The 18,446-nt window shown below is 74.7% G+C and carries 21 protein-coding genes; 6 read left to right on the forward strand and 15 right to left on the reverse strand.

Annotation, left to right across the window (positions count from 1 at the left end; translation table 11 throughout):
• Nucleotides 1–7: 7 nt before the first annotated feature.
• Nucleotides 8–559 carry a dihydrofolate reductase family protein gene (locus tag AC0OLQ_RS22000; protein WP_484527803.1) on the reverse strand — a complete coding sequence of 184 codons (552 nt, stop codon included), beginning with the start codon at nucleotides 557–559 and terminating at the stop codon, nucleotides 8–10.
• A 223-nt stretch (nucleotides 560–782) separates the two neighbouring features.
• Here AC0OLQ_RS22000 and AC0OLQ_RS22005 point away from each other — a divergent pair, with 223 nt between their 5' ends.
• The 3 genes from AC0OLQ_RS22005 to AC0OLQ_RS22015 all read left to right on the forward strand — a co-directional run bounded on the left by AC0OLQ_RS22005 (nucleotide 783) and on the right by AC0OLQ_RS22015 (nucleotide 2,818).
• Nucleotides 783–1,175 (forward strand): MmcQ/YjbR family DNA-binding protein, encoded by a 393-nt coding sequence (locus AC0OLQ_RS22005; protein ID WP_484527804.1) that lies wholly within the window; start codon nucleotides 783–785, stop codon nucleotides 1,173–1,175.
• Nucleotides 1,172–1,804, forward strand: a complete 633-nt coding sequence (locus AC0OLQ_RS22010; RefSeq protein WP_484527805.1) for an HAD family hydrolase — start codon at nucleotides 1,172–1,174, stop codon at nucleotides 1,802–1,804. The genes AC0OLQ_RS22005 and AC0OLQ_RS22010 overlap by 4 nt, the downstream gene beginning before the upstream one ends.
• 93 nt (nucleotides 1,805–1,897) lie before the next feature.
• Nucleotides 1,898–2,818, forward strand: a complete 921-nt coding sequence (locus AC0OLQ_RS22015) for a hypothetical protein (RefSeq protein WP_484527806.1) — start codon at nucleotides 1,898–1,900, stop codon at nucleotides 2,816–2,818.
• Between the two features lie 108 nt (nucleotides 2,819–2,926).
• On the opposite strand, the gene AC0OLQ_RS22020 is transcribed toward AC0OLQ_RS22015, so the two are convergent.
• A complete protein-coding gene (locus AC0OLQ_RS22020; protein WP_484527807.1) occupies nucleotides 2,927–3,427 on the reverse strand; it encodes an SLOG cluster 4 domain-containing protein in 501 nt (166 codons plus the stop codon).
• A gap of 75 nt (nucleotides 3,428–3,502) precedes the next feature.
• On the opposite strand from AC0OLQ_RS22020, the gene AC0OLQ_RS22025 reads away from it, so the two are divergent.
• Nucleotides 3,503–4,183, forward strand: coding sequence for an SGNH/GDSL hydrolase family protein (locus tag AC0OLQ_RS22025; RefSeq protein ID WP_484527808.1), 681 nt, complete (start codon nucleotides 3,503–3,505; stop codon nucleotides 4,181–4,183).
• Nucleotides 4,184–4,189: 6 nt separating this feature from the next.
• On the opposite strand, the gene AC0OLQ_RS22030 is transcribed toward AC0OLQ_RS22025, so the two are convergent.
• A complete protein-coding gene (locus tag AC0OLQ_RS22030) occupies nucleotides 4,190–4,873 on the reverse strand; it encodes a TetR/AcrR family transcriptional regulator (RefSeq protein ID WP_484527809.1) in 684 nt (227 codons plus the stop codon).
• A 59-nt stretch (nucleotides 4,874–4,932) separates the two neighbouring features.
• Here AC0OLQ_RS22030 and AC0OLQ_RS22035 point away from each other — a divergent pair, with 59 nt between their 5' ends.
• Nucleotides 4,933–5,757, forward strand: coding sequence for an alpha/beta fold hydrolase (locus tag AC0OLQ_RS22035; RefSeq protein WP_484527810.1), 825 nt, complete (start codon nucleotides 4,933–4,935; stop codon nucleotides 5,755–5,757).
• A gap of 69 nt (nucleotides 5,758–5,826) precedes the next feature.
• On the opposite strand, the gene AC0OLQ_RS22040 is transcribed toward AC0OLQ_RS22035, so the two are convergent.
• The 11 genes from AC0OLQ_RS22040 to AC0OLQ_RS22090 form a co-directional block, all read right to left on the reverse strand.
• Nucleotides 5,827–7,182 (reverse strand): ATP-grasp domain-containing protein, encoded by a 1,356-nt coding sequence (locus tag AC0OLQ_RS22040; protein ID WP_484527811.1) that lies wholly within the window; start codon nucleotides 7,180–7,182, stop codon nucleotides 5,827–5,829.
• Between the two features lie 3 nt (nucleotides 7,183–7,185).
• Complete coding sequence (locus AC0OLQ_RS22045) at nucleotides 7,186–8,151, reverse strand: alpha-ketoacid dehydrogenase subunit beta (protein ID WP_484527812.1); 966 nt, start codon at nucleotides 8,149–8,151, stop codon at nucleotides 7,186–7,188.
• A complete protein-coding gene (locus tag AC0OLQ_RS22050; protein WP_484527813.1) occupies nucleotides 8,151–9,122 on the reverse strand; it encodes a thiamine pyrophosphate-dependent dehydrogenase E1 component subunit alpha in 972 nt (323 codons plus the stop codon). The genes AC0OLQ_RS22045 and AC0OLQ_RS22050 overlap by 1 nt, the downstream gene beginning before the upstream one ends.
• Complete coding sequence (locus AC0OLQ_RS22055; protein WP_484527814.1) at nucleotides 9,119–10,054, reverse strand: phytanoyl-CoA dioxygenase family protein; 936 nt, start codon at nucleotides 10,052–10,054, stop codon at nucleotides 9,119–9,121. The genes AC0OLQ_RS22050 and AC0OLQ_RS22055 overlap by 4 nt, the downstream gene beginning before the upstream one ends.
• Entirely contained in the window at nucleotides 10,051–11,157 is a 1,107-nt protein-coding gene (gene hppD / locus AC0OLQ_RS22060; protein ID WP_484527815.1) for a 4-hydroxyphenylpyruvate dioxygenase, read from the reverse strand. The genes AC0OLQ_RS22055 and hppD overlap by 4 nt, the downstream gene beginning before the upstream one ends.
• Nucleotides 11,158–11,222: 65 nt before the next feature.
• Complete coding sequence (locus AC0OLQ_RS22065) at nucleotides 11,223–12,497, reverse strand: beta-ketoacyl-[acyl-carrier-protein] synthase family protein (RefSeq protein ID WP_484527816.1); 1,275 nt, start codon at nucleotides 12,495–12,497, stop codon at nucleotides 11,223–11,225.
• Nucleotides 12,494–14,110 (reverse strand): class I adenylate-forming enzyme family protein, encoded by a 1,617-nt coding sequence (locus AC0OLQ_RS22070; protein WP_484527817.1) that lies wholly within the window; start codon nucleotides 14,108–14,110, stop codon nucleotides 12,494–12,496. The genes AC0OLQ_RS22065 and AC0OLQ_RS22070 overlap by 4 nt, the downstream gene beginning before the upstream one ends.
• Nucleotides 14,107–14,649, reverse strand: a complete 543-nt coding sequence (locus AC0OLQ_RS22075) for a beta-ketoacyl synthase chain length factor (protein WP_484532402.1) — start codon at nucleotides 14,647–14,649, stop codon at nucleotides 14,107–14,109. Before AC0OLQ_RS22075 ends, AC0OLQ_RS22070 begins: the two co-directional genes overlap by 4 nt.
• Nucleotides 14,650–14,702: 53 nt before the next feature.
• Nucleotides 14,703–15,854, reverse strand: coding sequence for a beta-ketoacyl-[acyl-carrier-protein] synthase family protein (locus AC0OLQ_RS22080; protein ID WP_484527818.1), 1,152 nt, complete (start codon nucleotides 15,852–15,854; stop codon nucleotides 14,703–14,705).
• The gene (locus AC0OLQ_RS22085; protein WP_484527819.1) at nucleotides 15,847–16,092 is read right to left on the reverse strand and encodes an acyl carrier protein; all 246 of its coding nucleotides are present in this window, start codon (nucleotides 16,090–16,092) and stop codon (nucleotides 15,847–15,849) included. Before AC0OLQ_RS22085 ends, AC0OLQ_RS22080 begins: the two co-directional genes overlap by 8 nt.
• The gene (locus AC0OLQ_RS22090; protein WP_484527820.1) at nucleotides 16,092–16,355 is read right to left on the reverse strand and encodes an acyl carrier protein; all 264 of its coding nucleotides are present in this window, start codon (nucleotides 16,353–16,355) and stop codon (nucleotides 16,092–16,094) included. Before AC0OLQ_RS22090 ends, AC0OLQ_RS22085 begins: the two co-directional genes overlap by 1 nt.
• Nucleotides 16,356–16,372: 17 nt before the next feature.
• Between AC0OLQ_RS22090 and AC0OLQ_RS22095 the strand changes: the two genes are divergently transcribed.
• On the forward strand, nucleotides 16,373–17,059 hold the full coding sequence (locus tag AC0OLQ_RS22095) for a 4'-phosphopantetheinyl transferase family protein (protein ID WP_484527821.1): 687 nt from the start codon (nucleotides 16,373–16,375) through the stop codon (nucleotides 17,057–17,059).
• Here AC0OLQ_RS22095 and AC0OLQ_RS22100 read toward each other — a convergent pair.
• Nucleotides 16,990–18,372: a class I adenylate-forming enzyme family protein gene (locus tag AC0OLQ_RS22100; protein ID WP_484532403.1), complete on the reverse strand. Its 1,383-nt coding sequence runs from the start codon at nucleotides 18,370–18,372 to the stop codon at nucleotides 16,990–16,992. The two genes, AC0OLQ_RS22095 and AC0OLQ_RS22100, sit on opposite strands and share 70 nt — an antisense overlap.
• Nucleotides 18,373–18,446: the final 74 nt, after the last annotated feature.

Below are 18,446 nucleotides of genomic sequence, written 5' to 3' on the forward strand. Positions count from 1 at the left end.
CCGTCGGTCAGCGGTAGCGGAGTTCCACGACGCCGTTGCCGAAACGGCGCTCGGTGATCAGGTCGAGGTCGAGGCGGGTGCCGGCCGGGAAGAGCGGCCGGCCGGCGCCGAGCACGACCGGGACGACGTAGAGCCGCCACTCATCGACCAGGCCGTGCCGGGCGAAGGCGGCCGCCAGTTCGGCGCCGCCGAGGGCCATGTCGCCGCCCGGCTGCTCCTTGAGGGCCCGCACCTCCTCGGGGACGACCTCGCGCACCACGGTCGAGTTCCAGTCGGCGCTGGCCAAGGTGCGCGAGTAGACGAGCTTCGGCATGTCCCGCCAGATGCCGGCGAACTCGCGCTCCTGCGGCGTGGCGGCCGGATCCTGGTCGGCGGTGGGCCAATACGCCGCCATCAGCTCGTAGTTGCGGCGGCCGTCGAGGAAGGCGGACATGCCGCGCAGCTCGTCGTTGAAGTGCTGGTGCAGCTCCTCGTCGACCCGGTGCCAGCTCAGGTCGCCGCCGGGCCCCTCGAAGTAGCCGTCGAGGGAGACCGACAGCGCCACGATGATCCTGCGCATCCCCACCCCGATCCGGTCGGCGGTCCGTGCCGCCAGTCTGCCAGGATCTCCCCTCGTGCAGGGGTGACAGGTGACCGCGTTGCTCGCCGAGTTCGACGCCGCCGGCCTCCGGGCCTGGCTGGCCGGCGACTGACCGGGCCGGACGGGCGCGCGATCGACCTGCACCCGGTGGCGGAGCCCGGGGACGGGCGCCGGTGTCGGTGGCTCGGCGTAGGGTCGGCCCATGGCGACCTGGGACGACGTGCGGCGGATCGCGCTCGCGCTGCCGGAGACCACCGAGCGCGGCTCGTACGACGGGCTGCCGGCCTGGCGGGTCCGCGACAAGTCCTTCGTCTGGGAACGCCCGCTGCGCCGCGCCGACCTCGACGCGCTGGGCGACGCCGCGCCCGACGGCCCGATCCTCGGCGCCCGGGTGCCCGACCTGGGCGCCAAGGAGGCGCTGCTCGCCGACGACCCCGAGGTCTACTTCACCATCCCGCACTTCGAGGGCTACCCGGCGGTGCTTGTCCGGCTCGACCGGATCCGGGTCGACGAGCTGACCGAGTTGGTCGCCGAGGCCTGGCACGCGCGCGCCCCGAAGCGGCTGGCCGCTGCCCACCGGGCGGAGGCCGGATGACCGGGCCGGTGGCCGGGATCGTCTTCGACATGGACGGCACGCTGATCGAGTCGCACGAGGTGGTGCCGACGGCCTACCGCGCGGCGGTGCTGGCCGGCGGCGGTCCGGAACGCACCGACGCCGAGGTCATCGCGGGCTACCCGATCGGCTCGCCGGCCGACCTGCTGACGCACCTGCTCGGGCGGCCGGCCACCGACGCCGATCTGGCCGCCTACCACGCCCACCTGGCGGCGCTCGCCGAGCGGGTTACCGTCTACCCCGGGATCGCCGAGGTGCTCGCTGAGGTCGCCGCCCGGGTGCCGGTGGGCGTGTTCACCGGCGCGAGCCACCGCGCGGCCGAGATCCTGCTCGACCGGGTCGGGCTGCTCGGCCGCTTCCGGGTCGTCCTCGGTGGCGACCAGGTGGCTCGCCCCAAGCCGGCGCCGGACGGTGTCGAGCTGGCCTGCCGCCGGCTGGGGGTGCCGGCGGGCCGCGCCGCGTACGTGGGCGACTCGCCGTTGGACCTGCGCGCCGCCCGGGACAGCGGCGCCGTGGCGGTCGCCGCGGCCTGGGGTCACCAGTACGACCCGACGGAGGTGGCCGACGTCAGCGCGGCCCAGCCCGGGGATCTGCTGGCGCTGCTCGGCTGACCGGAGGCCGGGCACCCGTCGGGGTCACTCCTCGGGGAGCGGCCCGGGAGTTCACCCGATGTTCACGGCCGGGCCGTCGCCGAGCATTGTGGGGTGGGTACTCGGCACGCGCCGGTCCGGCGACCGCTCCTGATCCGTTCCGCGGCCGGAACGGAACGCGTCGAACTGTTCCTTCTCAGCGCGGTGCTCTGCATCGGGGTGGCCCGCGCCGTCCTGGCGGCGGCCGACTACCCCCAGGTCGGCTCGGGCGGTCTGCACGTGGCGCATGTTCTCTGGGGTGGGCTGGGCATGCTCACCGGCCACCTGCTGTCCCTGCTCTTCCTCGGTCCCCGGATCGCGCGGCTCGCCGCCGTGGTCGGCGGGGTCGGCTTCGGGCTCTTCATCGACGAGGTCGGCAAGTTCGTCACGGCGGACAACAACTACTTCTACGAGCCGGTCGCCGCGATCATCCACGGCACCGTCGTACTCGTCTGGCTGGTGGTCCGCCTCGCCGTGCACCGCCGTCCACTCACCGACGAGGAGCGCCAGGTCAACCGGCTGCACGACCGGGCCGACGGGGTCGCCGGGTCACGGTCCGGCGGGGAGGCTGTGGCGGTCGCACCGGCGCGGAGGTTCGCCGGGCTGCCGCTGGAACGGCTGACGACCGGTGTGGCGCTGCCGTCGGCACCGGCCGTCCTCGTGGCGGCGACGCTGTTCGTGCTCTTCGCCCTGGGGCGGCCGCTCGTGCTGCTGGCCCGGGAGCCGACTGTCGCACACCAGGTGCACGCGGTGGCGGCCGCCGCGTCGGTGCTGCTCACCGTGCTCGGGCTGGCGCGGTGGCGCGCCGGTCGGCGGCGTGACGCGCTGCGGCTCGCGGTCGCGGCGCTGGTCCTGCAACTGCTGGTGGTGCAGGTCTTCTGGCTGCTCGACAACGAGTTCGCGGGATTCCCGCTGGTGCTCGTGAACCTGCTGCTGCTCGTGCGGGTCCGCGCGCTGCGGGGAACGGATGCGCACGCCGACCGGGCGAGGCCGTGAGACCTCGTCCCGGCGGCACCGACGCCCATCCGCTGACGACCACCGCACGACCGGTCCCGGAATGCCGGCGCGCCGGCATTGGCGTATCCGCGCGACCGGCATCGGCCGTCAGGTCGCGGTCGGACCGGAAGGGGTCTGTTCCGGCCGGTCACCGAGGGCCAGGCGCACGGCGTCCTCGGGGGTGGCGGCCTGGACCGGCCCGGGGACCGGATCGCCGTAGGCGTCGACGACACGCCAGCCGCCGAGCACCACCACCGGGATCCCGCCGCGCCGCAGGGCCAGGGCCACCTCGCTGAGCGTCCCCCAGGAGCCGCCGACCGCGATCACCGCGTCCGCGCTCCACTCCAGGATGGCGTTGCGGGCCTGGCCCATGTTGGTCACCACCGAGGCGGACAGCTCGACGGGGGCGGGCTCGGTGCCGTCGTCGGGGCGTACCCCGATGACCAGGCCGGCGCGGTCGCGGACGCCGGCGGCGACCGCGGCCATCACCCCGCCGCCCCCGCCGCAGAGCACGGTGGCCCCGCGCTCGGCCAGCAACTCCCCCACCCGCTGGGCCTGCGCCAGTTCCTCGGGGGTCGCCGTCGCCGGCCCGCACACCGCCACCTGCACCCCGCCATCGTCCCGGGTACGGGGCCGTCCACTCCATGATCGACGGATCCGGTGCGGCTGGGTTAGCGTGCGGGGGTGGGATCGACGGTGACCGAAGCGACGGATCCGTGGTGCCTGCGCCCCGGTGAGGCCGGCGAGCTGCTGCGGGGACACCCGTGGCAGCGGTTCGTGGTGCTGGGCGACAGCGTGGCCGAGGGCATGTGCGAGCCGGTCGACGGCTACCCCGACCTCCAGTGGGCCGACCGGATCGGCGCCGAGCTGCGGGCGGTCCGGCCCGAGCTGGCGTACCGGAACCTGGGGCGGCGCGGGCTGCGGGCGCACGAGGTGCGGGCGACGCAGCTGGCGGCGGCGCTGGAGTTCACGCCGGATCTGGCGCTGGTGGTGTGCGGCGGCAACGACGCGTTCCGTCCCGGGTACGACCCGGAGGCGGTGGACGCGGAGCTGACCGCGATGGTCACCGCGCTCCAGGCTGCCGGCGCGGATGTCATCACGGTCGGCATGTTCGACGTGTCGCACAGCCCGGCCGTGCCGGACCCGGTGCGGGCGGCACTGGGCGAGCGGATGCGGCGGCTCTCCGCCCACACCGGGCGGCTGGCGGAACGGCTCGGCACGCTGCACGTGCACCTGACCGACCACCCGCTCGTCGCGGATCCGTCGCTGTACAGCAGCGACGGCCGGCACGGCAGCGCCCGCAGTGACGCCATCGCCACGGCCGAGACCCTCCGCGTCCTGGGCCGCCACCTCGCCGCCGGCTGAGCGGGGTCAGGCCGGGTCGGTGGTGAGCAGGCCGGTCAGCAGGCTGCGCAGGGTGCGTTCGAAGAGGTCCCCGTCGGGCGGGGCGGATGGCGGTTCGGCGAACGCGGCCGCCAGGTGGGGGTACGCCGCCAGGTCGACGTGGTCGAAGGTGACCGTGCCGGCGGTCGCCGCGCTGCGGGCGAAGAGCGACACCACGCCGGTGACCATGGCGATCGCCTCGAACTTCGCGGCGACCCCGGCCCGGACCGGTTGCAGGAGGCGCAGGCAGGCGTCGAACCAGGCGAGGGTGTTGGGGCCGGGCACCGCGCGCCGGGCGATGGCGTCGGGCAGCCAGGGGTGGCGCCGGTAGAGCGCCAGCTGGCGGCGGGCCAGCAGGAGGAACTGGTCCTGCCAGCTCCCGCCGTCCGCGGGGTACGGCCGCAGCTCGCCCACGCACCGGTCGACCATCAGGTCCAGCAGGTCGTCGCGGGACGACAGGTGCCGGTAGAGCGAGCCGGCGGCCATGCCGAGCGCCCCGGCGACCGCGCGCATCGACACGGCGGCCAGCCCGTCGGCGTCGGCCAGCTCGACGGCGGCGGCGGCGATCTGGTCCCGGCTGTGCGTCGGGGCGGGACCGCGGGCCCCGCGCGGCGGCCGCGTCCAGACGGACGGCCGGCCGGGCTCCTCGGAACTGGTGGGTGCGCCGCTCACCAGACCACCGTAAACTGCAAACAGCGTTCGCGGTTTTGCGGGGGCGGGAGGGAGCAGTCATGCAGCGGATCACGGCACCGGACGGCGCGGGGATCGTCCTGCACACGACGGGCACCGGACCCGATCTCGTCGTGGTGCACGGGGGCGGAGTCACCATCCACGAATACCGGCGGCTCGCCGCGCGGCTCGCCGACCGGTTCACCGTGCACCTCTACAACCGGCGCGGCCGGGCGGACGCCGCGCCGCGGCGCGAGCCGTACACGGTGGAGCAGGAGATCGAGGACCTGGGCGCCGTGCTCGCGCACACCGGGGCCCGGCGGGCCATCGGGCACAGCTACGGCGCGTTCGTCGTGCTGCGGGCCGCGCTGCGGCTGCCGCTGGACCAGATCGCGGTCTACGACCTGCCGCTGCGCCTGGCCGGACACGGCCTGCCGACCGCGTTCCTGGACCCGGCCGAGGAGGCGATCCGGGCCGGGGACACCGCACGGGCGCTGGCGATCGTGGGGGCGGGCGTCAACCCGCAGTCGCCCGCGTCGAGGCTGCCGCTCGGCGTGCGTACGGCGATCTGCCGGGCGTTCCTGCGCACCTCGATCGGCCGGACGATGGGAGGCCTGGTGGGGATGACGCTGGCCGAGTCGCGGCAGGTCGAGGCCCACGAGGGACCGGCCGAGGAGTACGCCGGAATCACCGCCGAGGCGTTGCTGGTCAGCGGCGCCAAGGCGGCGCCCTACTTCACCGAGATCAACGAGCGGCTGGCCGCCGTCCTCCCCCACGCCCGCACCCTGCGGATCCCCGGCAGCGCCCACAACGGCATCGCCGCCGCACCCCCACACGTGGTCGACCCGATCGCCACCTTCTTCACCACCGCCACGGACCGGGGTTGATCAAGAGGTTTGCGTCGGAATCCGACCGCCACACGACGCAAACCTCTTGATCAACGCCAGCGGAGGGGGTCAGTCGGTGAGGAGGATGCCGGTCATGAGGACGCCTCTCGCCAGGTTGAGGACCTCCTCGCAGCCGGGGTAGCCGACCCGGGCCAGGGCGCCGGAGCCGGTGCGGCCGAACAGGTACGGGGCGAGGCTGTAGGGGACCTCGGCGGTGACGGTCTCCCCCGTCTCGATCTGCACGAAGTCCATGGCCACCCGGTCGGCCTCGTGGTAGCGCTGGAGGATGTTGCCGCCCGCGTCGATCGCCGCGCGGACGCCGTCCTCCCAGGCCACCGCGCTCATCTCCCGGCCGATCAGCACCCCGTGCCCGGCCGAGCCGCCGGCCGGCTTGGCGACCAGGTTGGCCTGCTCGGCCAGGGCCCGGTCGAGCTGGTCGGCGGTGAGCGCCACGGTGTGCGGCACGTAGCGGCGGATCAGCGCCCGGTCGGTCTCGGAGAGCAGGTCCAGGTCCGCCCAGAGCCAGGCGTAGTTCAGCTTGTTGCTGAGCAGCCAGGCCGCGGTGCTGACAAACATCGGCAGGGTGCCGGCCGCGAGGGCGCCGGCCACCGCGTCCAGGCCGGCGCTGGGGGTGACCCGGTTGGGCACGAAGAGCCGGAACAGCGCGTCCACCGAGGCGCCGCCGACCACGAGCCGGCGTTGCTCGTCGAGCGTGGCGGTGGAGACCGGGGCGATGACCAGGTCGATGCCGAAGCGCTTCGCCTGGTCGGCGAGCGGGGAGAGGATCCGGATGAACGTCTCCGGGTCGTCCAGGCCGGGGTACTCGGCGTCGAAGTCCATGAGCAGCGCCACCCGGGCCCCGTCGGGCAGGCCGAGGGTGTCCCGGATGGCCACGAACCGCTGGTCGAGCAGGGACGGGGCGGGCCGGACCGGCAGCCCGTCGAGCAGGCCGTGCTCGCGGTAGAGCTCGGCGTACCGGTAGATCACCGTGTCGGCGTCGAAGCCGCCGCCGAGGCTGCTGTCGATGTTGTACTCGACGATGCATGGCACCCCGCCGGAGAGCAGCACGTCCGGCCGGTACGCGGCGAGCAGCCCCTCGTGCAGCGGCTCGTCCTCGTCGAGCAGCCGGGTCTCCCCTTCCGGCACGTCGAGCAGCCGGCGCAGCTCCCCGGCGGTGCGGGCCCGGCGGCGGCAGGCCTCGAGGATGAGCTGGGCGATCCGGTCGCAGACCTCGTTCAGTTCGCGGAACGCGTCGGCGGTGAGCACCGGGGGCCGGGCCAGCCGCCACTGCTTGTTGTACGTGGCCCGGCCGTGGAAGATCTTCTCCCAGGCGTCGGCGCCGGCCGCCACCATCGCCGTGCGGGTCGACTCGGGCAGGTCGGTCCACGCCTGCCCGGCGGGCGGCCACGGGTAGTTCGGGTCCATGGTTCATCCGTCCTTACACGTCAGTTGGATGGCGGCGGTGAGCTGGTCGCGGCTTGGTTGCACGGCCCGGTCCAGGGCCGGCGCGAAGGGCAGCACGGCGCCGTCCGGGCGGGTGACCCGGCGGGGCGGCGCGGCGAGGGGGACCCGCTCGACCACGGCGGCGATGATCTCGCCGGCGATCCCGCAGGACCGGTTCGAGTCGTCCACCACGACGAGGCGCCCGGTGCGGGACACCGAGCCGAGCAGCCCGTCCCAGTCGAACGGGTGGAGCGTGCGCGGGTCGAAGACCTCCACCGAGACCTGGTCGGCCAGGTCGTCGGCGACGGCCAGGGCGTCGTGCACCAGGTGCCCGACGGCGACCACCGTGACGTCCGTACCGGCCCGGCGCACCACGCCCCGCCCCAGCGGCATCGGGGCGAGGTCGGCGACGTCGGCCCGCACGTCGAGGGCGCCGGCCGGGGCGAAGACCACCACCGGGTCGTCGCAGCGGATAGCCGAGACCAGCAGCCCGTACGCGTCGGCCGGGGTGGCCGGCACCACGGTGGTCACCCCGACGTGGGCGAAGAGGCTGTACGGGTGGTCGGAGTGCTGCCCGGCCCAGCCGGTCCGGGAGCCGGAGCCGGGCACCAGGTAGGTGACCGGCACCGCGCACTGCCCGCCGGTCATCAGCGGGAACTTGTGCGCGTGGTTGACGATCTGCTCGAAGACCAGGAAGAGCAGCGACGGGATCTGGAACTCGATGACCGGCCGCGCCCCGGCCAGCGCGGCGCCGGTGGCGAAGCTGGTGAACGCCTGCTCCGACAGGGGTGTGTCGAGCACCCGCTCCGGGCCGAACTTCTTCAGCAGGCCGGTGGTGACGTTGGCGGCGGCCACCCGGATGTCCTCGCCGAGCAGGAAGACCGACTCGTCGCGGGTCATCTCGTCGGCGAGCGCCCGGGTGAGCGCCCTGCGGTAGGAGAGCCGGGGCATCAGCCACCTCCGGTCCGGGCGGTGAGCCCGCTGGCGTACAGGTGGTCGAGGGCGGTGGCGGGGTCGGGCGCGGGGCTGGCCAGGGCGAAGTGCACCGCCGTGTCGAGGGTGGACTCGACCTCGGCGTCGACCTCCGCGCGGACCGCGGCGGGCAGCCGGTCACCCTGGATGAGCACCGGGTCCCGACGGCGGGCGGAGGCGACCTCCTCCGGCGGGCGGTAGTCGAGGCGTACCCGGTGTTCGAAGGTGTGGTGGGCGTCGAACCGGTAGGTGCGGGCCTCGACCAGCTCGGGGCCCCCGCCGGCGCGCATCCGCGCGACGGCGGCGGCGGTGACCTCGCGTACCCGCTCGGGGTCCTGACCGTCGACGGCGGCCGCCGGCATGCCGAAGGCGGCGGCCCGGCCGGCGACGGTGCCGGCGACCGCGCCGTCGACCGGCATGGTGGTGGCGTAGCCGTTGTTCTCGCAGACGAACAGGACCGGCACCCGCCAGAGCGCGGCCAGGTTGAACGCCTCCAGCAGCATCCCCTCGTTGACCGCGCCGTCGCCGAAGAAGGTCGCCCCGACCACGTCGTCGCCGCGCCGCCGGCGCGCCCACACCGCTCCGGTGAGGATCGCGCCGGCAGCGCCGACGATGGCGTTGGCGCCGAGCACCCCGACGCCGAAGTCGGCGGCGTGCATCGACCCGCCCCGGCCCCGGTTGAGCCCGGTGACCCGGCCGCAGAGCTCGGCGAGCATCCGGGCCGGGTCGGCGCCCTTGGCCAGCACGTGCCCGTGCCCGCGGTGGGTGCCGGTGACCAGGTCGCCGGCGCGCAGCGCCGCGCAGACCCCGGCGGCGATCCCCTCCTGACCGAGGTACGGGTGGATGCCGCCGACGATCTCCCCGGCGTGGACCAGCTCGACGGCCCGCTCCTCGAAGCGGCGGATCAGCCGGACCGTCCGGTAGAGCCGGACCGGGTCGGAGTCGGTCACGCCGGACGACCCGGCCCGGCCGCGGTGCGGTCGCGCCAGATGACCGGGCAGAACTCGGGGTCGGCGTAGTCCGGCCGGCCCTCGGGGGTGCGGCGGACCAGCACGTCGTGGTTGTACGCGGCGGGCGTGCCGTCGGAGAGTGGATACTCCCGCCAGGCGTTGGCGCCGTCCTGCAGGTGCAGCGAGATGGCCTGGCGGGGCCGGCCGCTGACGTTCGCGCCGCTGCCGTGGTAGATGCGGCAGTGGTGGAAGCTCAGGTGTCCTTTCGGGATCACCATGGGGATCTTGCGGATCTCGGCGTCGTTGTGGGCGGCGTTCTCGGCGAGCATCGCCTCGAGCTGGTCGCGGTCCCGGTCGGCGAAGTGCCGGACCACGGTGTCGTCGGCGCCGATCTCCCGCCACCGGTGCGAGCCGTCGACCACGGTGAGGGTGCCCATCTCCTCGCCGCAGTCGTGGAACGGGATGAACGCGGTGAGCATGTTCTCCGAGGAGGAGGACGCCCAGTAGTGCTTGTCGAAGTGCCAGGGCACGATGTTGGACGGCTCGCCGGAGATCGGCGGCTTGTAGATGAGCGTGGACTGGAAGAGGCGGATCTCGTCGGCCCGCGCGAGCCGGGCGGCGACCGCCCCGATCAGCGGCTTGCGCAGGATCCGGCCGAGCACGTCGTGCTCGTAGTGCACGTAGTCGTTGTGCCGCTGCACGTCGCCCCGGGCGGGCTCCCAGTAGGCCAGCTTCGGCGGGCGGACCGGCAGCCGCCGGTCCCGTTCCCCGGCGTAGTAGCGGTCGGCCGCCGCGACGAGGGTGTCCACCTCGTCGTCGGTCAGCAGCTTCTTCGTCAGGTACCAGCCGTGTTCGGCGTAGTGCCGCACGTCCTCCTCGGACGGCAGCAGTGCCTGCTCCTCCGCGGTCGGTTCCGGATGTGTCGTGGTCATGCCCGAACCCCTCCTGCCGTCCCGGCCGCGACGGCGGGGGTCGCCCCCGCCGCGGCGAGTTCGCGTTCCTTGGCCTCGTAGAGCGCCTTGATGTTGCCGCTGCCGAAGGTGCGCGCCCCGCGCCGCTCGATGAGTTCGAGGAAGAGGGTGCGGCGCACGTGCATCGACTCGGTGAAGATCTGCAGCAGCTGGCCGTCGTGGTCCGAGTCGACCAGGATGCTCAGGTCGCGCAGCCGGTCCAGCGGCGCGTCCACCTTCCCGACCCGCTGTTCCAGGCCGTCGTAGTAGGCGTCCGGGGTGCCGGCGAAGCGCACCCCCCGGCCGGCGAGGGCGCCGACCGCGGTGACGATGTCGTCGGTGCGCAGCCCGAGGTGCTGCACCCCGGCGCCGGCGTGCCAGCGCAGGAAGTCCTCGATCTGCCCGGGCCGCCGGCCGGTGTCCGGCTCCAGCAGCACGAGGGTGACCCGCCCGGACGGGCTCTGCACCACCTTCGAGTTCATCGCCTGCCCGGCGACCTCGATGTGCTCCTCGAAGATCTGCGCGAAGCCGAAGACCTTCTCGTAGTGCCCGATCGTCTCGTCGAGCTGGCCGGGCGGCACGCAGACCGCCAGGTGGTCGATCTCGGCGAGCAGCGGGGCGTCGCCGCCGCCGGACACCGCCTCGATGGCGCCGGGCAGGAACTCGGTCCGGTCGCCGCGCCGCTCGACCAGGCGGTGCAGCACGTCGCCGAAGCCGCCGACCTCGGCGGTCACCACCTCGGCCACCGCGCCGGTGAAGGTGCGCGGCGGGGTCACCCCGGTCGCGCCCCGGGCCACCAGCTCCGCGTACGCCCCGGCGGCGTCGTCGACCTCCAGGGCGACCACGGCGATGCCGTCGCCGTGCCGGTGCACGTACGCCGAGGCCGGGTGCTCGGCGGTCAGCCCGGTGGTGAGCACCATCCGGATGTCGGCCTGTTCGAGCAGCAGCGAGCGCTGCCCGGCCAGCCCGGTCTCCGGGCCGCCCTGGCCCCGCAACCGGAAACCGACGGCGGTGTCGAAGTAGAAGGCGGCCTGCCGGGCGTCCCCCACGTACAGTTCGATGTGATCTATTCCATTGATGTCCATCGGTAGCCTTTCCCCCTGTTCCCCCCGTGACTGCGACCCGGGCGTCCGCCCGGGATGGAGTCCGATCAGCTCGTCGCGGCCGGTGCGGCTGGCCCGTCGGCCCGCCGGGCCGCTGACGAGACCCGGCGCAGCAGCAGGCTGACGTTCTGGCCGCCGAACCCGAACGAGTTGGTCAGCGCGTGGTCGGCCCGGGTGGCCCGGGGCGCGGCGCGGACGTGGTCCGCCTCGCAGTCCGGGTCCGGGTCGTCGAGGTGGTAGGTGGGCGGAAGCAACCCGCGCCCGAGGGCGAGGGCGGTGGCCGCCGCCTCCAGCACACCGGAGGCGCCGAGCAGGTGCCCGGTGAGCGCCTTGGTGGAGCTGACCGGCACCCCGCCGACGCCGAACACGTCGGCGAGGGCGGTGGTCTCGGCGATGTCACCGAGCTTGGTGCCGGTGCCGTGGGCGTTGACGTAGCCGACCTCGGCCGGCGTCACCGCACCGCAGGCCAGCGCGCGGCGCATGCAGGCCGCCGCGCCGGCGCCGTCCGGCCGGGGCGCGGTCGGGTGGTACGCGTCGGTGTTCACCCCGTAGCCGGCGACCTCGGCGTAGCCGGCGACCCCCCGGGCGGCGGCGTGCTCGGCGCGTTCCAACACCAGCAGCGCCGCCCCCTCGGCGAGCACGAACCCGTTGCGCCGCTTGTCGAACGGGCGGCTGGCCTCGGTGGGCTCGTCCCAGCCCCGGGCCAGGGCGCGGGCGTTGCCGAAGGTGTCGGCGAAGGTCGGGAAGAGCGGCGCCTCGCTCGCCCCGCAGACCACCACGTCGGCCTCGCCGGCCCGGATGAGGCGTACCCCGTCGGCCACCGCCTGGGCGCCGGAGGCGCAGGCGGTGCCCACCGAGGAGCTGTAGCCCCGGATGCCGTGGGCGATGGCGATCCGGGCCGACGGCATGTTCGGCAGGATCCCGGTGAGCAGGTACGGGCTGACCGCCGCCCGGCCGCGCGCGGCGCGGGCCAGGACCTGGCTCTCCAGGGTGGACATCCCGCCGACGCCGCCGACGATCACTCCGATCCGGTCCGGGTGGACGTCCCGCCCCACCTCGATGCCGGCGTCGGCGAGCGCCTCGGCGGCGGTGAGGAGGGCGAGCAGCACCACCCGGTCGAGCACCTTGGTCTCCGGCCCGGAGGCGACGCTGCGCGGGTCGATCTCCGGCAGCACCCCGGCCACCTCGAGGCTGTCCCGCGCCGGGTGCCCCTCGGGCGGCCGGCGCAGCCCGGACCGGCCGGTGGTGAGCGCGGCGAAGGTCTCCTCGACGCCCAGGCCGGCCGGGGTGAACAGCCCCATGCCGGTGATGACGGCGCTCATGACGGCGACTCGGCGAGATAGCGCTCGCGCAGCGCCACCTTGCGGACCTTGCCGGTCACGGTGACCGGGATGTCGTCGGCGCGGACCGGCACCACCCGGCGCAGGGTGGCGGCCAGGTCGGGCCCGAGCGCGGCCCGGACCCGCGCGCCCCGGTCCTCGGCCGGGTCCGCCCCGGCGGCGAGTTCGAGCAGCACGTCGGTCACGACCGTGCCACCGTCGGAGACGATCACCACGGTGCAGTCGGTGACGTCGGCGCAGGCGGCGAGGATCCGCTCCTCGGACAGCGCGGTGAAGAACCGCCGCCCGTCGCCCGCCTCGACCGAGTCCACCGCCCGGTCCAGGTGGTAGTAGCGCCCGTCGGCGTCGGCGTGGACCAGGTCTCCGGTGAGGTACCAGCCGCGCAGCCGGGACCGGTAGGTGGTGACCGAGTCGTTCCAGTAACCCCGGAACAGCGACGGCGAGTCGATGCCCAGCCAGCCGACCTGACCGGGTGGCAGCTCGTTGCCGGCCGGGTCGAGCACGGCCACCTTCGCGAACCGGTAGGGGCGGCCGATACAGCGGCCGTACCGGTCGGTGTCGACGGTGTGGGTGATGTGGAAAATCGAGTGCCCCATCTCGCTGGAGCCGAGCCCGTCGATGAAGACCGAGCCGGGCACCCGGGTCACCCCGTCGCGGGTCATCACGTCCCGCGAGCCGACCCTGACCAGCCGGCGTACGTGCGGCTCGTGGGAACAGTCGCCAGTGTTGAACCACAGCCGCACCGAGTCCAGGTCGTACGCGCCGAGGTCGAAGCGGGCCAGCTCCGCCCAGGTGACGGAGAACCCGAACACACCGTCCGGCCGCCAGCGCTGGATCGCGTCGAGCACCCGCTCGCCGCCCTGCTCGGAGAGCAGGTACATCTCCGCCCGGTTGCCCAGCGCCTGGTTGACCATGAGCACGGTCGCGGTGTGCGGGGCGGGCAGCGCGTTGAGGATCCGGGTGGTGCCCTGCGCCTGCGGCATGGCGAGCAGGTGCCGGGTGGCGGCGAAGAGGCTGGCGTGCGAGTGCAGCACCGCCTTCGGCACCCCGGTGGTGCCGGAGGTGTGGGTGATGACGACCGGGTCCTCGTCGTGGTGCCGGTAGTGCGGCGGGGCCGCGGCCGGGTCGCCGGTGCCCGCCTCGGCGGGCTCGCCGAGCAGGGGCGCGCCCAGCTCGTGCCCTGCCAGGGCCGCGGCGTGCGCCGCGTCGGCGAGCACCCCGGCGGCGCGCAGCCGGCGGATGTACTCGGCGGCGATCTCCGGGCGCAGCCTGCCGTTCATCAGCGCGGGGATCGCGCCGAGCCGGGTCAGCGCCAGGAACGACAGCACCATGTCGGCGGCGGCGCCGGCCCAGACGGCGACCGGGTCGCGCGGCTTCACCCCGCGCTCGTGCAGCCAGGCAGCCCGGGCGGCGACCAGCTCGTCGAGCCGCCCCAGGGTCAGCGGGGCCTCGGCCGGGTGGCCGTCGACCGCGGTGTCGAAGGTGAGTCCCGGCCCGTCCGGGTCGGCACCGTGGGCCAGCACCCGGGCGAGCACGTTGCCCGCGCCCAGCTCGGTGTCGGCCGCCAGGGCGCCGCGCAGTCCCGTCGTCCTCATTGACGTGTTCCCTCCCCCAGCAGCACCGCGGTCGCCTCGCCCGGCGTACCGTCCGGTGCCTGTTCGATCAGGACCAGCAACACCTGCGCGGCGTCGCCGTCGTACAGCAGCAGGTCCGCCTCGGCGGTGCCCTCGGCCCGTGGGTCCCCCGTCGGGCTCAGGCACACCACCGGCCCGTCCAGTCCCCAGCGCGCCGCGACGTGCCCGGCCACGCTGTTCGGCACCGACTGGAAGAAGAACAGCGGACCGACCCGCCCGCCGGCGCCGACCGTGGCCCGGACGTGCGCGGCGCTGGCCCGGTCGCCGCTCGCGCTGACCAGCACCACCGCCGTCCGATTCCCGACCGGCAGCGGCCCCTCCCCGTACCGCGCCCGCAGACACCGCTCAACCACCGCCACCACCAGGGGCGCGAACCCCGAGTGAACAAACCCCGGCACCGCCGGAGGCAACCCATCGCAGCCCCCACTCCACCGCGCCTGAGCCAGCACGACTCCCCCTTCGCGCGATCTTGCAGTTTGTGCCGGTGGAAGGGGCCTCATGCCCGAGTTGTCGGGGCGGAAGGTGCACGATCGCGGGTCGGGATGGGTGGCGGTCACGGCGCACCGACCAGGAGCGCGGTGTTGGCGCCGCCGAAGGCGGCGTTGAGGGTCAGCGCGTGGGCGGTGAGGGCTGGGCGGGGCGCGTCGGTGATGACGTCCAGCGGGCAGCTCTCGTCGGGGGCGAGCCAGCCGGCGTTGACCGGCAGCTTGCCGTGCCCCAGCGCCAGCACGGTGACCACCAGTTCGAGCAGCCCGGACGCCTCCAGCGCGTGCCCGTGCACCGACTTCGTGGAGCTGACCGGGATCCGCCCGCCCGCCGCGCCGAACACCTCGCCCAGCGCCGCCGCCTCGGAGGCGTCGCTGTACGGGGTGCCGGTGGCGTTGGCGTTGACGTAGCCCACCGCCGCGGCCGGCAGCCCGGCCCGGCGCAGCGCCGCCCCGACCGCCCGGGCCAGGCCGCGCCCCGCCGGGTGCGGCTGGCACGGGTGGTACGCGTCGCCGGCCCGCCCCCAGCCGGCCACGGTGGCCAGCGTCGGGGCGCCCCGTCGGGCGGCGGCGCGGGCCGACTCCAGCACCACCGCGACCACCCCGTCGCCGAGCAGCAGCCCCTTCCGGCCGGCGCTGAACGGGCGGACCGCCCCGTCGGCGGCCAGCGCCCGGCCGGCGTCGAAGAGGGCGTACTGGTCCGGCTCGACCAGGTAGCCGGCCGCGACGACGACCCGGTCCAGGTCGCCCCGCCCGATGAGGGTCGCGGCGTCGGCGACCGCGGTGCTCGCCGACACGCAGGCGGTGGTGTAGATCCGGGTGCGCTCCCCCAGACCGCAGCGGCGGGCCAGGTGACCGGCGAGCGCCGGCACCTCCGGCCCGGCGTCCCCGCCTCCCCCGGTTGGTTCGCCGGTCGGCACCGGCAGCGAGTGCGGGCCGCCGTGGGTGGCCAGGAACAGCGCGGCAGCGGCCCGGTGCGCCCGGTCCAGGCCGGCCGCCCGGCACGCCCGGTCGACCGCGTCGGTCAGCTCGTCGGCGAGGGTGCCGACCTCCGGTAGCGTGGCCGCCACGGTGACCCGGCGGCCGGCGGTGTCGAAGCGACGCACCGGCGCGAATGCCGGGGTGCCGGCGAGCACCCCGGCGAGCAGCGCGTCGGCGCCCCTCCCGAGGGCGCTGAGCGCGTGGACGCCGGTGATCCTCAGATGCTCCCGCTCAGCCATCTGCGGGAACGGTCAGCGAGGTGCGGAACACCGCCAGCGCGTCGTCGACGGTGCGGATGCCGGCGAGCTGGTCGTCGGTCAGGTCCAGCCGGCGGTCGTAGCGTTGCTCGACGAGGTGCACCAGCCAGGCCAGCTCCATCGAGCCGATCCGGTCGGGCACCTGGTCGACGGGTTTCGCGGTCAGTTCGGCGAGCATGCTCACCAGGTCAGCTCGCCCCAGGTCGGGCCGACCGGTCATCAGGACTTGTCGCTGTTCGCGGCCGCCCGGTCGGCGACCATCGTGGTGAACTCGCCGACCGTCATCAGGGCCAGCTTCTCCGATTCGTCGTCGGCGAACTTCAGGCCGTACCGGTCCTCGACCCGGACGGCGAGGTCGGCCAGGGCCAGCGACTCGAGATCGACGCCGGAAGGGCCGAGCGTGGTGTCGTCGTCGATGTCCTCGACGTCGTAGTTCATGTCGGCGAGCTGCTCGATGACGAAGGTGCGGACCTCGTCTCGCATGGCGTTAACCTCTTTCCGTGAGCCAGCTACCGGTGCCCGGTCGGGACACCGTGTACGTGTGGACCGGCCGTACCGCCGGCGACCAGCGGGAGCTGGCGCGGCGGCTGCTGAGGCGCGCGGGTGGCGCGTTGCTCGACCGGCCCGAGGCGGAGATCGGGGTGGGACGGGCGCCCGGCGGGCGCCCGGAGGTGTGCGCCGGCGACGGGCTCACGCTGCCGGTCAGCGTCAGCCACACCGACGGGGTGGTCGTGGTGGCCGCCCGGATCGGCGGACCGGTCGGGGTGGACGTGGAGCGGCGCCGGCGGCTGCCCGCCACGCCATTGGCCCGCCGCTGGTACGACCCGGACGAGGCGGCCTGGCTCGCCGCCCGGGACGAAGCCGGCCGGGAGCTGGACTTCCTGCGCCTGTGGACGGCCAAGGAGGCGGTGGGCAAGGCGCTCGGCACCGGGCTGCGCGATGGTGGGCTCCGCCGCCGGATGCCCCCGCCCGACGCGGGCGGCGAGCTGCTGCGCCCGGTCCCCGGCTGCCCCGGGGTGCGGGTCGGCCATCCTGACGGCGGGGACGGCCTGGTGCTCGCGGTCGCGGTCGCCGGGGCGGCCGGTCCGGTCGAGGTCCTCCTCGAACAGCGGGCCGGTCATGATGCCGCGTCCCGCAGCGCCGGCGCGGAGCGGACCAGCTTGCCGGTGGTGGTGCGGGGCAACTGATCGAGCAGGTGCAGGGTGCGGGGCCGCTTGTAGCCGGCGAGGCGCTCGACGAGCAGCTTGTCCAGGGTGTCCTCGGAGAGCGAGCCGTCGGTCTGCACGTACGCGGTGATCCCGTCGTCCCAGACCACCACGGCGGCGGTCACCCCGGGCAGCTCGGCGACGGTGGCCTCCACCTCGGTCAGGTCGACCTTCATGCCGCCCACCGAGACCTGCGAGTCGAGCCGGCCCTTGATGGTGACCAGCCCGGTGCCCGGGTCGACCACGCCGGCGTCGCGGGTGTGCAGCCAGCCGTCGGCCCAGCGGGTCGGGTCGGCGAGCCCGACGTAGGGGTTGGCCGGGCAGCTCACCCAGAGCTCGCCGCCGGATTCCCGAACCCGGATGCCGGGGGCGGGGGCGATGGCGGGCCGGTGCGCGCCGTACAGGTCGGTGCCGATGACGCCGACCTCGGTCATCCCGTACATGTTGCCCAGCGGGACGCCGTAGCGGTCGGTGAAGGCGCGGGCGACGGCGGCCGGGACCAGCTCGCCGCCGGTGGTCATCCGCTTGAGCTGGGGCAGCGGCCGGGACGGCACGGTGGAGGCGAGCAGGCCGATGTGGAACGGCACGCCGAGCACGGTGGCCGGGCTGTCCTGGGCGGCGACGGCGGCGAGGATCGCGTCGCCGCTGAGCCGCTCCGGCGGGCACAGCTCGACGCCGGCGTGCAGCCCGTAGAGCAGGCCGCCGGCCAGGCCGAGCACGTGCACCATGGACGGCAGCAGGACGATCCGCTCGCCGGGCAGCGCCACCCCGTCGATCTTCGTGTAGCGGTGCACCTCGCCGACCAGGTCCTCGGCTGTGCGGCCGATCACCTTGGACGGTCCGGTGGAGCCGGAGCTGAGCTGGATCACTGCGTGCGGGCTGCCGGCCGGGCGGTCCGAGTACGACGTGACACCCGCGGTGACGTCGACGAAGATCCGCAGCGCCCCGCCGCCGGTGCGCACCGGGGCGACCACCACCTGCGGGGTGAGCCGGTGCAGCGCCCTGTCGACCTCGTGGTCGGTGAGCCGGTGGTCCAGCAGGATCGCCTGCGCGCCGCTGCGCCAGGTGGCAAGCAGGTTCACCACGTACGCCAGCGAGGGCGGCAACCGCAGCGCGGCGGCGCCGCCGGGGCGCAGGCCGGCCTCGGCCAGCCGGGTCTGCGCCTCGCCCACGAGGCGGCGCAGGGAGCCCTTGTCGATCGGCTCCGGCAGGCGGAGACAAACGTCGGTGTCGCGCCCGGTGAACAGAATGTCGTCCACCCAACTCACCGCTGTCGACGCAGATTCTTCCGCCATAGGATGTGCTGTCACGACCGCCCACCGTCCAGCCTCGAAGTGGGCGAAATCCGCCCAACAGGTGCGTGCTCCGG

It is taken from the genome of Micromonospora sp. Utrum1 (assembly GCF_057197805.1).

Excerpts from the sequence above, each read along its gene's own strand:
- AC0OLQ_RS22000 (WP_484527803.1), bottom strand. The coding sequence starts at position 559 with ATGCGCAGGATCATCGTGGCGCTGTCGGTCTCCCTCGACGGCTACTTC.
- AC0OLQ_RS22005 (WP_484527804.1), top strand. The coding sequence starts at position 783 with ATGGCGACCTGGGACGACGTGCGGCGGATCGCGCTCGCGCTGCCGGAG.
- AC0OLQ_RS22010 (WP_484527805.1), top strand. The coding sequence starts at position 1,172 with ATGACCGGGCCGGTGGCCGGGATCGTCTTCGACATGGACGGCACGCTG.
- AC0OLQ_RS22035 (WP_484527810.1), top strand. The coding sequence starts at position 4,933 with ATGCAGCGGATCACGGCACCGGACGGCGCGGGGATCGTCCTGCACACG.
- AC0OLQ_RS22040 (WP_484527811.1), bottom strand. The coding sequence starts at position 7,182 with ATGGACCCGAACTACCCGTGGCCGCCCGCCGGGCAGGCGTGGACCGAC.
- AC0OLQ_RS22045 (WP_484527812.1), bottom strand. The coding sequence starts at position 8,151 with ATGCCCCGGCTCTCCTACCGCAGGGCGCTCACCCGGGCGCTCGCCGAC.
- AC0OLQ_RS22055 (WP_484527814.1), bottom strand. The coding sequence starts at position 10,054 with ATGACCACGACACATCCGGAACCGACCGCGGAGGAGCAGGCACTGCTG.
- hppD (WP_484527815.1), bottom strand. The coding sequence starts at position 11,157 with ATGGACATCAATGGAATAGATCACATCGAACTGTACGTGGGGGACGCC.
- AC0OLQ_RS22065 (WP_484527816.1), bottom strand. The coding sequence starts at position 12,497 with ATGAGCGCCGTCATCACCGGCATGGGGCTGTTCACCCCGGCCGGCCTG.
- AC0OLQ_RS22070 (WP_484527817.1), bottom strand. The coding sequence starts at position 14,110 with ATGAGGACGACGGGACTGCGCGGCGCCCTGGCGGCCGACACCGAGCTG.
- AC0OLQ_RS22075 (WP_484532402.1), bottom strand. The coding sequence starts at position 14,649 with ATGAGGCCCCTTCCACCGGCACAAACTGCAAGATCGCGCGAAGGGGGA.
- AC0OLQ_RS22080 (WP_484527818.1), bottom strand. The coding sequence starts at position 15,854 with ATGGCTGAGCGGGAGCATCTGAGGATCACCGGCGTCCACGCGCTCAGC.
- AC0OLQ_RS22085 (WP_484527819.1), bottom strand. The coding sequence starts at position 16,092 with ATGACCGGTCGGCCCGACCTGGGGCGAGCTGACCTGGTGAGCATGCTC.
- AC0OLQ_RS22090 (WP_484527820.1), bottom strand. The coding sequence starts at position 16,355 with ATGCGAGACGAGGTCCGCACCTTCGTCATCGAGCAGCTCGCCGACATG.
- AC0OLQ_RS22100 (WP_484532403.1), bottom strand. The coding sequence starts at position 18,372 with ATGGCGGAAGAATCTGCGTCGACAGCGGTGAGTTGGGTGGACGACATT.